This window comes from Millisia brevis NBRC 105863 (assembly GCF_001552615.1).
Lineage (GTDB): Bacteria > Actinomycetota > Actinomycetes > Mycobacteriales > Mycobacteriaceae > Millisia > Millisia brevis.
Map to the genome: position 1 here is coordinate 57,653 of NZ_BCRN01000011.1, position 14,890 is coordinate 72,542.

4 protein-coding genes are annotated in these 14,890 nt (G+C 71.3%); 1 reads left to right on the forward strand and 3 read right to left on the reverse strand.

The features are described 5' to 3' along the window. Window positions 1–23: 23 nt before the first annotated feature. From recD to recC, 3 genes are read right to left on the reverse strand one after another with little or no spacing between them, the layout of a single operon-like run. Window positions 24–1,958, reverse strand: a complete 1,935-nt coding sequence (gene recD / locus MB1_RS15935) for an exodeoxyribonuclease V subunit alpha (protein ID WP_066909313.1) — start codon at window positions 1,956–1,958, stop codon at window positions 24–26. A gap of 28 nt (window positions 1,959–1,986) precedes the next feature. Then, window positions 1,987–5,376: a UvrD-helicase domain-containing protein gene (locus tag MB1_RS15940; protein ID WP_066909316.1), complete on the reverse strand. Its 3,390-nt coding sequence runs from the start codon at window positions 5,374–5,376 to the stop codon at window positions 1,987–1,989. Further along, entirely contained in the window at window positions 5,373–8,726 is a 3,354-nt protein-coding gene (recC, locus tag MB1_RS15945; protein ID WP_084351930.1) for an exodeoxyribonuclease V subunit gamma, read from the reverse strand. Before recC ends, MB1_RS15940 begins: the two co-directional genes overlap by 4 nt. 510 nt (window positions 8,727–9,236) lie before the next feature. Between recC and MB1_RS15950 the strand changes: the two genes are divergently transcribed. Further along, the gene (locus MB1_RS15950) at window positions 9,237–14,732 is read left to right on the forward strand and encodes an ATP-binding protein (RefSeq protein WP_066909322.1); all 5,496 of its coding nucleotides are present in this window, start codon (window positions 9,237–9,239) and stop codon (window positions 14,730–14,732) included. The last annotated feature ends 158 nt before the right edge of the window (window positions 14,733–14,890 follow it).

Here is a 14,890-nt window from a genome sequence, read left to right on the forward strand (position 1 = left end):
GCAATCGGTTCGGGACTCGGCGATCAGCGCAAGCCGCTGGTGCGCTGGACGCGGCGGCGGACCCCGGCGGCGAGCGCCTCGGGAGTGCCGATCAGACGCACCCGGCTTCGCGCCCGGGTGATCGCGGTGTACAGCAACTCTCGGCTCAGCAGAGCGGAGGGAGCCGCGGGAAGGATGACCGATACCTCCTTGAACTGGCTGCCCTGGCTGCGGTGGATCGTCATCGCATAGGCGGTCTGCACCGCGGAAAGCGCACTGGGGTGCACCAGCCGCGCCGATCCCCCGGCGACCTCCGGTGGGAAGGCGGCCATCGGCACCCCGTCGGGACCGCTGACGATCACCCCGGTGTCACCGTTGTAGAGGCCGAGGCGATAGTCGTTGGCCGTCACCAGGAGCGGTCGCCCGGGGAACCAGGGGGTGCCGCCGCCGCGGGTGTCGACACCGTCGTCGTCGAGCCATTCGCGCACCCGCCGCGCCCAGGTCCGCACCCCGGACGGGCCGGCGCGGTGCGCGCAGAGCACCCGGTGGGATTCGAGGATGTGCAGCGCCGCGGCGGCGTCGCCCACGGCGGCCGCCTCGGTGGCCGCCCGGGCCGCCCGGACGGTGTCGGCGCGCACCGGGCCGAGCCGGTCCGGCGCGTCGAGGACGACCTCGTCGCCACCGGCCGCGAGGATGTCGAGCACCAGATGTTCGTCGCCGCGCTGCACCGCGTCGGCCAGGTCGGCGATGCGGCCGCCGAAACGGTGCGGGCGGACCAGCCGCACGATGCCGGACGGATCGGTCGCCACCGCGGCCTCCGCACCCGACGCCACCTCGACATCGGCAGCGCCCGACGCCACCGCGGTGTCGGCGGCCGGAACGGGCCGGATGTCTGCGCCCGAGTCCGCACCGGACCCGGTGCGCGAGGCGGTGGCGGACGGCTCGCGGGTGGACGTCGCGACCAGGTCGGCCAGCACCGCCCCGGCTTCGACCGAGGTCAGCTGGTCGGGATCGCCGACCAGGATCAGCCGGGCATCGGGGCGCAGCGCCTCGAGCAGCCGGGCCATCATGGTCAGCGGCACCATCGAGGTCTCGTCGACGACCACCACATCGTGCGGAAGCCGGTTGTGCGCGTCGTGCTCGAACCGGCTCTGGGTCCCCGGCTTGCTGCCGAGCAGTCGGTGCAGGGTCATCGCCGAGAACTCGTTGGTCAGGCCCACTTCCGCGGCCTGCTGGCGAACCAACTCCTGCATCCGCGCCGCCGCCTTGCCGGTCGGTGCGGCCAATGCCACCCGCAGCGGCCGGTCGGCGGTGCGGATCAGCGCCGCCAGGATGCGGGCGATCGTGTACGTCTTACCGGTGCCGGGACCGCCGATGAGGATCGTCGTCGCATGCGTGGCCGCCATCAGTGCTGCGCTCCGCTGCCGATCGTCACCGGCGGAGGGGAATAGCGTGTCGAGCTCGCCCTGCAGACGGGCGAGGTCGATCGGGTAACGCTTGTCGGCGCGCTCGGCGAAGATGCTGCGCACGACCTCCTCCTGCCGGTAGTACCGGTCCAGGTAGAGCAGCGCGATCCCGTCGGCGCGCTCGACCAGACGCAGCGGCCGCAGCGGGCCGGCGGGGCCGCCGATCACCAGGGGGCTGCGCCGCAGCGCGGCCAACGTCTCCTCGGGGCTGGGCCAGTCGAGGCTGTCCGGGTCGATCGGTGCCGACTCGTCGGGGGCCACCCCGTCGTCGACGACGATCTCGCGCATCCGGCCGATCTCCAGGCAGACCGAGCCGATGCGGACCGCCCGCACCGTCAATGCCGTTGCCAGCAGCACGGTTTCGTCGGCCTCTCCCGCCAGCGCGCCGAGCCGCAATGCGACATGGACGTCGGCGGCGGTCAACACCGCGGCGGTGTTGAAGTCGGCGAGCAGGCCACCGGCCCGCTGCAGCCGTTGCACCCGCTCGACCCCGAAGGTGAGATCCACCGTCATTCCCGCCCTCCCAACAGGTCGGACCGTGTCATCGCCGTCCTCCCAACAGGTCGGACAGGGCCACAACCAATTCGGCGGGCGGCTCCCAGGTGAAGACGCCGAGATCGTCGGGGGTGTCGGCGCCCACCATCGCCCGCACGAACAGGTACTTCATACCGCCCAGGTGCCGGATCGGGTCGTATCCGGGCAGCCGCCAACGCAGATAACGGTGCAGCGCAACCGCATAGAGGATCGCCTGGAGCGGATAGTGCGAGCGGATCATCTCGTCGGCCATCGCGGCGCCGTCGTAGCCGCGGATGTCGACCGCCTCCCCGCCGACCCGGTTGGTCTTGTAGTCGACCACCACGAAACGCGGGCCGGGCAGTCGCAGGACCGAGTCGATGCTTCCGGTCAGGTAGCCGCGCAGCCGCGTCGGTTCGAGCCGCGCGAGGTGGTCGGGGTAGGCGGCGAGCGGGTCGTCCGCCGGCAGCATCCGGCGCATCAGCCGAGCGATCGAGGCGATGGTGATCGGCCGACCGTCGGGGGCGGAGCCGGCCAGCGGAAGCTCGAATTCCATCTCGGACAACCGATCCGATGGTCCGACCGCCGCCAGGGTCTCCGCGCCCGCCCCGAGCGGGGTGCGCAGCACCGCGGTCAGCGCATCGGCCAGGGCCTCGACGTCGACCTCGAGGCCGCCCTCGCGCTGCGCCTGTGCGCAGCTTCGGGCGACCTCCGCCCGCAGATCGTCGGCGGAGGTGTCGATGAACTGGAGCACCTCGTGGACCACGACACCGAAGTCGGCGCCGGCCGGGAGATCCGCCATCGGCGAACGGAAGCGCGCCGGCACATCGGGATCGTCGATCACCTCGGCGACCAGCGCGGGCGGGTCCTCCACGGGGATGTCGTCCCGATCGATCTCGACCTCTTCGGCGGGCGCCGGCTCGTCGATCACCACGGCCGGCCGTTCAGCCTCCGCCGGCGCCGCATGGGCTCCGGCGGTCAGCGAGGTATAGGACAACCGTCGCCAGGTCGTGTCGACGGTGCGATCGAATCGTGCCGCCCGCAACCGGTCGACCGGAGGGGTCGGCGGCTGCCAGGTCACCGCTTCGGCGGGTTCGCCGCGCAACCGCTCGATCGCGATCGCGCCCTCCGGCCCCTCGCGCGCCCAACGCCGCAGCACCGCGTCGACCGCGTCGTCGGTCGACGGCAGCAGCGCGTCCGCCGGCACGGTCGGCGATTGGGCGGGGCGCGAGAGCATGCGGTGCAGCGGCGATTTGGCGGTGACCACCGAGGGCGCCCACCACAGGATCACCCGGCTCTCGGCGCGGGTGAGTCCGACGTACATCAGCCGCAGATCCTCGCCGTCCATCTCGGCGGTGGCGCTACCGGAGCGCTGCGCCGCCCCCGGCGCCTGCCAGCCGCCGACGTCGAGCAGCCGCTGACGACTGCCGTCGTGCAGCACCATCGTCTCCGGTTTCGGATTGCGCGCCGCGTCCCACAGATAGGGCAGACAGACCACCGGGAATTCGAGGCCCTTGGTGGCGTGGATCGTGGCGAGCTGGACCGCGTCGGCATCGCTGTCGAGGCGTCGAATGCGTTCGTCGCCGGCCGATTCCGGCTCCGCGATGCGGCGTTCGAGCCGGCGTACCGCGGTCGGCACCGGCGGGATCGGGCCATCGGTGTCGAGTAGCTCGGCGATATGGCGCAGGTCGGTGATGTCGCGGCCACCGGACGACAGCCGCAGCAGTCGACTCGCCAACGGAACGTCTCCGACAAGCGCCAACCGTTCCAGCGCCGCCGAGTACCCGACCCGTTCGATCAGCCGCGCCGCGGCGATGAGCTCGTCGGCCACCCGGGCGACGATCCCGTCGGGGTCGCGATCGAGGTCGGCCGGGGTGTAGCCGAATACCGGTGTCAGGGCGGCCAATCGGACCAGACCGTTGCGGGCGGGCTGTTCGACGGCCTGCAGTACCGCCAACCACCATCGGGCGGCGTCGGTGGCGTAGACGCTGGTCCCACCGATCGGGACGGACGGCACCCCGACGGCGTCGAGATGCTCGCGGACGGCGGCGACCTGGCCGTGGGTCCGCACCAGGACGGCGATATCGCCGGGGCTCAGCGGTTCGGTCGCGTCCCCGTCCGTCCGCCGCTCCGTGCGGTCGAGCAATTCGACGATCCGGCGGGCGACGTCGGCGGCCACCGCGGCACGCATATCGGCGACCGGCGGGAACTCGCGATCGGCCGGGGCTCTCGCCGCGTCGCGTCCCAGCATGCGCAGGACCAACGGCGCCGGCGCGGCGCCGGTCGCCGGGTCGATCAATCGAGAGCGCGTCCGATGGGCCCCGGGCCTACCGACGACGATCTCCGGATTGCCGAGTTCCGCGCCTCCCTGCAGGTGGTCGAGCCCCGCGATCAACAGCTGGTCGGTGCGGCGATTGGTGGTCAGCGCACCCCCGTCGACGGCATCGTTGCGCGCCCGCAGATAGCTGAAGATGTCGGCGCCGCGGAAGGCGTAGATCGCCTGCTTGGGGTCCGCGACGAGGATCAACCGGTTGGCGTCGCCGCCGGCTCCGAACGCGGTGCGCAGGATCTCCCATTGCCGGTCATCGGTGTCCTGGAACTCGTCGACCAACACCACGGTGAAGCGTTCCCGAATCCGTCGCACGGCCTCGGTCCCCGAAGCGGGGTCGGTGATCCGCTCGAGCAGGGCCTCCTGGAGGTCCTCGAAGTCGCGGATACCCGACATCGCCTTGCGTCGGCGCAGTTCTTCGCGGGCGGCGGCGGCGAAGGCCACCCGCTCGGCCGCATCGGTGCCGTCGACATCGGTCGGCGCCAACGCCGCCTGCCGATCCCGCATGGCGGCTTCGGCGATCGCCGAAGCCGCCCGACGATCGAAGGGCGGCGGCTCGGCGGATCGGGCGTAGGTGCGCAGGTAGAGGTCGTCGACGATCTCGCGGGTCAGCTCGGTCAGATCGGTGCGGGTCGACCCGTCCGATTCGCCGGCCCCGATCGCCCCCAGGCCGTCCAGCATGCGGCGGCAGAAAGCGTGGGTGGTCACGATCGTGGCGGCGTCGAAATTGCCCAATGCGGCGGCGAGACGATCCCGGCGCGCGGCGACCTGCTCGGCGGTACCGGCCCGCAGCAACTCGACCACCGGGTCGGCGGCGACATCCGCGGCGGGCGGCGCCTCGAGCCCGCGCAGGGTCTGGACCAGGCGCAGCCTCATGCGCTCCTGCAGCTCCCGGGTGGCCGCCCGACTGAAGGTGACCAGCATCAGGTGCTCGGCGTCGACCACCCCCTCGGCCAGGAACCGGGTCGCCAGCGCCACGAGGGTATAGGTCTTGCCGGTACCGGCGTCGGCTTCGATGAGAGTTGTTCCGGGAGCGGGGAGTTCTCCGAGAATGTCCAGTTGCCTGGTCTCGGTTCGACCGGCGGTCATCGGCGCCCCCGTTCGAAGGCGACGGTCTCCGCGTCGAGCAGGGGGGCCCACAACCGGCGCGCGTACGCACCGAAAGCTGTCGGTTCCTCTCCGGGCGGGGCGGGCATCGCAGTGGCGAAGGAGCCGAAATCAACGGCGCCGAAGCAATATCGGAGCGCCTCGTCGTTCGAGCCACCGAAGCGATCGCTGAAGCGACGCTCGGCGGCATCGAACGCCTCGTCGGGGGTGTCCCCCGATTCGCGGCGCCGCGCGTAGATCTCGGCCGCCTCGGGCGAGACCGGAAGCGGTTGCGCCATACCGGCATCGAACATATCGAGCAGGTCCCGCAGCACCGCGATCGGGTCCTCCGGCGGCAGCAGCGCCGCCCGGGCGACCGGGCGTCGGCCGCGGATCGCCCGACCGCTGATCGCCGCGCCGCGGACCGCCGTTCGACCATCCGCCAGGACCGCCAACAATTCGATCCACCCCTGCATGCGCTGTTTGACGCCCAGTCGCGAGAAACTCGCCCGCGCGATCACCCCGTCGTGAATGCCACCGACCGCACCGATCAGCCGGCGGCCGTCGCCGAGGTCGACGTCGATATCGGCGACCGTCGCCTCGCCCGGACGGTCGGCCGCCGCGGCGGCGGCGAGCGGGACCGCGTCGCCCGCGGCCTGCTCGAGCGCCCGCCGACCGAATTCGAACGGCGGCAGGAGACCTCGTCGCCACTCGGCGGCGCGGACGTCCTCGATGGTCCGCCCGGTCAACAACGACCCGACGATCCGGTCGCCGATCTTCCATCCGTCGAGGGGTCCGAGGTCGCTGGTCAGCTCGTCGCTGCGATCCGGCTCGACCGAGTTCGGCCGCACCCCGAGCCGCGCGGCGAGGAATTCGGCGATCGGGTGGGCGGCGAACCGCATCAACTCCCCCACCCCGATGGTCTCGGTGGTGCGCGGCGCCAGGACGAACCGCGCGTAGCGATCCGCCGCGGGCCGGACGTCCTCGGCGGCGAGGGCCCCCGCGAGCGCGGCGGCATCGTGGCTATCGGGGGCGACGGCGCCGAAGTTGCGACGATCGAAGGGCTGCAAGGGATGTCGAACGACGATGTCCTCCATCACCGCCGGGCCGACCATGTCCTCGAGCACGTCGAGCAGGGCGCCCACCGGCACCGCGGGGGGCCGGCGTCCGCCGGTGATCGGGTCGGAACCGGTGTGGATGATCATCAGGGCGTCGACGGCGGAGCCGATCGAGTCGAGGAGCAGTTGCCGATCCTCGCTGCGCGGATCGCGTTCACCCACCCGCGGCTGCGCGCGCAGGACGTCGTCGCCGTCGATGGCCCCCACCCGCGGATAGACCTCGTCGTCGAGACCGAGCAGCACGATCACCCGGTGCGGCACGCTGCGCATCGGCACCAGGGTGCACACGGTCAATTCGCCGGTGCGGAAGTTCGATCGGGTCGGGCGCGCGGCGAGCCGCTCGGCGAACAGCGCCCGCGCGTCGGCGGCGGAGAGCATCGCCCCGGTCCCCGGGCCGAAGGCGGCAGCGACCATCGCGCGGGCGATCGCCGCGTCGGAGCGGTGCGCGAAGTCCGCGTCGGTCAACAGGTCGAGGGTGCGTCCCAACCGCTCGGCCCAGCCCGGGCCGTCGTAGTCACCGGAGAGGTCCCGCACCACCGCGGCGAGGCGGTCGAGGAACTCCGTCCAGCGGCCGACCAGGTCGATATCCGAGCTGCCGACCTCGTCGAGCGGCAGGGCGAGGCCGAGCCACAGCTCGTCCTGTTCGTCGGCCGCCACCCCGAGCGCCACCCGATCCATCGCGGTCGCGACGGTGCCCTGGGCGATGTCGGCGAGGCCGAAGGCGCTGCGTTGGCGTCGACCGATCCCCCACCGGGCGCCGGCCGCGGCCATCCAGGTCCGGATCGTGTCGAGATCGTCGTCGTCGAACCGGAAGCGGGTGCGCACCGGCAGCGCGCCGGCCAGCTCGAGCACCCGGGAGACCGGCACCCGGTCGCGGGCGAGGTCGAACGCCTCCGCCAGCACGTCGAGCCAGGGGTTGGTCGCACCGATTCCGCGGTCGGCCAGGCGCACCGACAGCCGTCGGCCGGGGTGGCTGTGCGGTGGTTCGACCCCGGCCGCACCGAGCGCGTCCGTTCCGGTGATGTCACCGAAGACCGCCCGCACGTGGGGAGCGAAGGCCTCGACGTCCGGGCACATCACCACGATGTCGCGCAGTTCGAGCGTCGGGTCGGCGGTCAGCAGATGCAGGACCTGCTCCCGGAGCACCTCGACCTGTCGCCGCCGACCGTGGCAGGCGTGCAGGGCGATGCTGCCGTCGGCGCGCGGGTCGGCCGGGCGGGTCGCGGGTCGGTCCGCGCGCAGATCGGCCTGCAGGTGCGCGAGCAGGGTGCGGGGTGCGGGCTCTCCGTGCGGGGCGGGCTCGTGCAGGTGATCGCGGTCGGTCAGGGGTGCGAGCCTGCGGTGCAGGTCGCTCACATCGCGGCCGAGTCCGCCGAGCAGCGGATGCCCGGGCCGGACCTCCGCGAGTTCCCGACGGGCCGGGGCGCGCAGCGAGGCGCGCGGCGGCACACCGCCGGCCGCCCGACCCGGCGCCGCTCCGATCGCGTCCCACCAGGCCGGGCTGGGATGGGTGATCCACAGGTGGACGTCGCGGTGATCCGCCAGCGCCCGCAGCACCGTGAGCTGATCGGTCGGCAGTCGGGTCGCGCCGACCACCGACAACCGGTCGGGAAGCGCGGCCACGGTCGGGTCGGCGCCGAGCCGGTCGGCTGCCGTCACCAGCCGGGTCGCCGGATCCGGGACGGTCAGGCGCGAGGACAGCGCGCGCCACAGCCGCGGCTGCCAGAGCGCGTCGGCCGGCAGCGCGGTATCGGCGCCGTCGGTATCGCGGCCGGCGGTCCAGTCCAGCAGGACCGTCGGCCGCTGGGCGGCGTAGGAGGCGAAGAGGCGCGCGACGCGGGCGGCGAAGGTATAGCGGCCGCCGGGTTCGACCCGCGGTACGGCGGCGCCGCCGTCGGCGAGCAGATCGAGGATCGTCCAGATCAACGCCTCGGGCATCCACGGATCGTCGGCGCGGTCGATGCCGTGCAGGCCGCGCAACACCCGATCGGTCAGCTCGGCCGGCGAGGGCATGTCGATATTGGCGGCCACCCCGTCCGCTACATCGGCGCCGCCGGCATCGGGATGCGATCCGAGCCGCCGGGCCAACCGCTGCGCGAGCCACCGCTCCATACCGCGGGCGGCGACCGCGACGACCTCCGGTGCGAACGGATCGGCGAGCGGTTCGGCCATCAGATCGGCGAGCGCGTCGACGAGCACATCGGCTCGCGCCGCATGGTGAACGATCAGCGGCACGGGCACCGGCCTCGATCGGGGCGCCGCGAATCGGACGCGGGATCGGACACGGGTGTACGCACGCCGTTCACCCTAGTTCGGTCGACCGACAACCCACCGAGGCCCGACCCGGCGCCGGCCGCGATCGCCGCGGAAGGGCCGCTGAACGGGCGGTTCGCAATGCGCCGACCGCGACTCGACAACCATTCGGGCGGGCCCGATCGGGCAGCAGGGGCCGCTCCGAAAGAAGTGATTTGTCTGGTACCGGGAGTCCCGCGCGCATGCTACCTGCCGGTACAAAATTTGCCGGATAGACTGGCGAAATCGAGAGGGCAGGCGCTCGGTGACGAACCTACCCGCTCGACCGAAGGTACGACTGTCCGTGAGCAATACCGTTCGGTAACAAGCGCGTTGGTTGGCCAACGCGTGGACAACAGCGCCGCGTTTCCTGCATTCTCATGGGCAACGTTCGCCGCGGGCCAGCATTCGACTGCTGCTAACGCGGGCCACCGATTCGACCGAAGTAGGGATATGTTCACACGTATTGCAGTGGTCAATCGCGGCGAGGCGGCCGTACGCCTCATCCGCGCGGTTCGCGAATTGAACGCCGAGCACGGCTACTCGATACGGACGGTAGCCCTGCACACCGAGGCCGAGCGGCGAGCGATGTTCGTCCGGCAGGCCGATGAGGCCGTGGCCCTGCGCGCGACCGGCGCCGGCAGCCCCTACCTCGACTACGCCGAGCTCGAACGGGCGCTGCGCCTCTCCGGCGCCGACGCGGTCTGGGTCGGCTGGGGCTTCGTCGCCGAGGACCCCACCTTCGCCCAGTTGTGTGCCGATCTCGGCATCACCTTCATCGGCCCGTCGCCCGAGGCGATGCGCCTGCTCGGCGACAAGGTCGAGGCCAAGCTGCTCGCCGAGAAGGTCGGCGTGCCGGTCGCACCCTGGAGCGGTGGCCCGGTCGAGACCCGCGCCGATGCCCGTCGGCACGCGCAGGCGATCGGCTACCCCCTGATCATCAAGGCTCGCAGCGGCGGCGGCGGCCGCGGTATCCGCAAGGTCTACTCCGAGGACGAGCTCGAGGTCGCCCTCGAGCGCACCCAGGGTGAGGCCGAGCGGTCCTTCGGCGACCCCGTCGTCTTCATCGAACGGCTGGTCACCGACGCGCGGCACGTCGAGGTACAGATCATCGCCGACGGTTTCGGCAACGTCTGGGCGCCGGGCGTGCGCGACTGCTCGATCCAGCGCAAGAACCAGAAGGTGATCGAGGAATCCGCCTCGCCGCTGCTGACCGAGGAGCAGTCGCTCCATCTGCGCGAAGTCTCCGCCAACCTGGTCAAGGCCGCCAAGTACAAGGGCGCCGCGACCGTCGAGTACCTCTACCAGCCGCAGCAGAAGATCTTCACCTTCCTCGAGGTCAACACCCGCCTGCAGGTCGAGCACCCGATCACCGAGGCGGCCACCGGACTCGACCTGGTCAAGCTGCAGATTCACGTCGCCGACGGTGGCGCCCTCGAGGGTGACTGCCCGCCGGAGAAGGGGCACGCGATCGAGGCGCGCCTCAACGCCGAGGACGCCGACAACGGCTTCGCTCCCGCCCCCGGCGCGGTGCGCCTGCTCGACTTCCCGCTCGGCCCCGGTCTGCGCGTCGACACCGGTATCGCCCGCGGCGATGTCATCCCGCCCGATTTCGACTCGATGGTCGCGAAGATCATCGCCTGGGGCCGCACCCGCGACGAGGCCCTCGGCCGCCTGCGCACCGCCCTGCGCGAGACCACCGTGGTCATCGACGGTGGTACGACCACCAAGTCGTTCCTGCTCGACCTGCTCGACCGCCCCGAGGTCATCGAGGCGACCGCCGACACCGGCTGGCTCGACCGCACCGGCCCCACCGGTACGTCGACCGTTCCGCCGCTGGCCGATGTCGCCCTGATCGCCGCCGCGCTGGAGAGCTACGCCCTCGAGGAGGAGCACCAGCGCAACAGCTTCCTCGGGTCCGCCCGCGGCGGCCGCCCGCGCTCGTCCCAGCAGATCGGCCGACGCATCGAGCTGAGCTACCTCGGACAGGCCTATCAGCTCGACGTCTCCCAGGTCGGTCCGCACAGCTACCGGGTCGATCCCGGCACCGGTGAGATCGAGGTCGCCGTCGAGCGCATCGGTGAGTACGAGCGTCGAATCGACCTGCACGACAAGCGTTTCCGCGTTGTCGCTGTACCCGGCGCCGCGCAGTACCTGATCGAGGTCGACGGCATCACCCACCGCGTCAGCCAGGACGAGGCGGGCGTGGTCCGCGCTCCGGCCCCGGCTGTTGTTGTGGCCGTGCCGGTTTCGGTCGACGACGAGATCGAGGCGGGCGACATCGTCGTCGTCCTCGAGTCGATGAAGATGGAGACCGCGGTGCGCGCCCCGGTTGCCGGGCGCGTGCGCGATGTGTTGGCCGTGGTCAACGAGCAGGTCGACTCGGGTGCCCCGCTGCTGCGGGTCGATCCCGCGGGCGAGCAGGACACCGCCGAGGCCTCCGAGCGCGTCGAGTTCGCCTCGCAGGCCGACAGCGAGCAGACCGACCCGCGCGAGGCGGCGCTCGATCGGCTCGACACCCTGCGCGCCCAGATCACCGGCTACGACGTCAGCGCGGAACGCTCCCGCGAACTGGTCGCCGAGTACCAGCAGCTGCGCGCGCAGATCGGCGACGCCGATCCGGTGCTGCTCGCCGCGGAGATCGACGTCCTGCAGACCTTCGCCGACCTGTGCGAGTTGTCCCGCAACAAGCCGGGGGTCGGCGAGCTGGTCGACACCCCGGTGCACAGCCCCCGCGAGCACTTCCACTCGTTCCTGCAGTCGCTCGACTCGGACGTGCAGGGTTTGCCGGAGCAGTTCCGCGAGAAGCTCGCCCGCGCGCTGCGGCACTACGACACGACCGTCGACGCCGAGCGCAACGAACTCGGCGACGCGGTGCACCGCATCTTCGTCGCCCAGCAGCGCATGGAGCAGCAGGTGCCGGCGATCAGCGCGCTGCTGGAGAGCCGCATCGTCAACCGGGCCGACGACGCCCAGGCGACACCGGAATTCGCCGACGTGCTCGATCTGCTGATCGTCGCGACCCAGGTTCGCTACCCGGTGATCGGCGACCTGGCCCGCAACCTGCGCTACCGCCTGTTCGACGAGCCGGAGATCCTGCGCGCTCGCGAGCGTGCGAACGACGAGGTCCGCGGCATCCTGCAGTACCTGGGCGAGCATCCGTTGGCCGCCGATCGCGCCCGCCGGATCGACGCGCTGGTCGACTCCTCCGCGCCGCTGATCGACCTGCTCGGGCAGCGTCCGGCCAATCCGGATGTCCTGCTCGAGGTGATCACGCGGCAGTACTACCGGATCCACGGCCTCGGCCAGATCACCACGGCGTCGGTCGACGGCCGGACCGTGGTGACCGGCAGCTACCGCGTCGAGGGTGTCGACCTGCAGGTCGTCGCCCTGACCGGTGAGCACGACCAGCTCGCCGAGGCGCTGGCGACCGCCGATCGGTGCACCGCCGACGCGACCGGTCAGCCGACGGTCGACCTCTACCTGAGCTGGTCGAACGCGCCCGACACCGACACCGTCGCCGCCGAGCTGCTCCAGGTCCTGCGCGACCACCCGGCGATGCAGGTCTGGCGGCGGGTCACCGTCACCGTGATCGACGACCAGGACTCGGGACGGCCGCGGCAGCTGACCTTCCGCGCCCTGCCGGACGTCGGGGTGGTCGAGGACCAGCGGCAGCGCGATATGCATCCGCTGACCGGACGCCGGCTGCAGCTGTGGCGGATGAAGAACTTCACCCCGACCCGTCTGCCCGCGGCTCCGGAGACCTACCTGTTCCACCTGGTGGCCAAGGAGAACCCGAAGGACGAGCGGCTGGTCGCGTTCGCGGAGATCCGCGATATCGATCTGTCGCGCGACGAGGCGGGTCGAGTGGTCGGCTTCCCGGCACTCGAACGGCAGCTCGCGTCCTGCCTGGACGGCATCCGCCGCCATCAGGCCCGCCGGGGCAAGCGTCGCCTCGACAGCAATCGGGTCGTGCTCTACGTGTGGCCGCTGGTCGCCTCCCCGCTCGAGGAATTGACCTCGATCGCCGACGACATCGTGCCGTTGACCGTCGCGGCCGGGCTCGAGAAGATCACCGTCCTGACGCGCCTGCTCGCGGTCGGCCGCGAGCCGCGCGACGTCGCGCTGAACTTCACCTACCGGCACGGCGCCGGGGTGACCGTCGATGTCACCGAGCCGCCGTCCGAGGCGCTGCGCCCGGAGGACGAGTACTCGCAGAAGGTGCGGCGCTCGCGGGCTCGCGACACCGTCTACCCGTACGAGTTGGTCTCGATCCTCACCGGCCGTGAGGGCACCTTCGTCGAGTACGACTTCGACGAGGCGGGCGATCTGGTTCCGATCGAGCGCGCGCACGGCAACAATCGCGCGGGCATCATCGTCGGCCTGACCAGCACGCCGACCGCGCTCTATCCCGAGGGCATGACCCGCGTGACGCTCTTCGGCGACCCGACCCGGGCGCTGGGCACCGTCGCCGAGGCGGAGTGCAGCCGGGTGGTGGCCGGTATCGACCTCGCCGAGAAGTTGGGCGTCCCGGTCGAGTGGTTCACCGTCTCCTCCGGCGCGACCATCGCCATGGATTCCGGTACCGAGAACATGGACTGGGTCTCGCGGGCGCTGCGGCGGATCATCACCTTCACCCAGGGTGGCGGAGAGATCAACATCGTCGTCGCGGGCATCAACGTCGGCGCCCAGCCGTACTGGAACGCCGAGGCCACGATGCTCACCCACACCAAGGGCATCCTGGTGATGACCCCGGACAGCGCGATGGTGCTGACCGGCAAGCAGGCGCTCGACTATTCCGGCGGTATCTCGGCGGAGGACAACTTCGGCATCGGCGGTTACGACCGCGTCATGGGACCGAACGGCGAAGCGCAGTACTGGGCACCGAATCTCGCCACCGCCTGCGAGGTTCTGCTGCGGCACTACGAGCACGCCTATATCGCCCCGGGCGAGCGGTTCCCGCGCCGCGCTGCGACCACCGACCCGACCGATCGGGATATCACCGGCTACCCGCATACCCATCCGTCGAGCGACTTCACCACCGTCGGCGACATCTTCTCGGCCGAGAAGAACCCGGAACGCAAGAAGGCGTTCGACATTCGGACGGTGATGCGTTCGGTGGTCGACCAGGACCACATCGTGCTCGAACGCTGGGCCGATATGGCCGGCGCCGAGACCTCGGTGGTCTTCGACGCCCATCTGGCCGGGTATCCGTTGACGGTCATCGGTATCGAGTCGCGGCCGATCCAGCGCAAGGGGTGGTTCCCGGCCGACGGCCCGGAGCAGTACACCTCCGGCACGCTGTTCCCGCAGTCGTCGAAGAAGACCGCCCACGCGATCAACGCCGCCAGCGGCAACCGTCCGGTGGTCGTGCTGGCCAACCTCTCCGGCTTCGACGGCTCCCCCGAGTCGCTGCGCAATATCCAGTTGGAGAACGGCGCGGAGATCGGTCGGGCGATCGTCAACTTCGACGGTCCGGTGGTCTTCTGCGTGATCTCGCGTTACCACGGCGGCGCGTTCGTGGTCTTCTCCGGAGCCCTCAACGACAACATGGAGGTGCTCGCGGTCGAGGGCTCGTTCGCCTCGGTGATCGGTGGCGCCCCGGCGGCCGCGGTGGTCTTCTCCCGCGAGGTGACCACCCGCACCGCTCGGGACGAGCGGGTCCAGCAGATCGAGGCGCAGATCGCGGCCGCGACCAGCGACATCGACCGGGCGCACCTGCGTCTGGAACTCGATGCCGTACGGGCCGCGGTCCGCTCCGACAAGCTCGGTGAGGTGGCGGCGGAGTTCGAGGGCATCCACAACATCGAGCGGGCCCAGCGGGTCGGTTCGGTCGACCGGATCGTGGCCGCGTCCAACCTGCGGGCCGAACTGGTCGCCGCGATCGAACGCGGTATGGCGCGCACGCAGGCGCAGGGCGCCGAGGACAAGGCACCCCAGAAGGTCTGACACCACAGAAGGTCTGACAACACCGGGGCCGGAGACCACCGGCTCCTACGAAAGCGGTGCCATCGCTCGTCGATGGCACCGCTTTCGTGTGTCCGAGGCCACTCCAAGAGTGTGTTCGACATCACGTGTAGGTTGTGTCCGGCATCACCCGAGCTCAG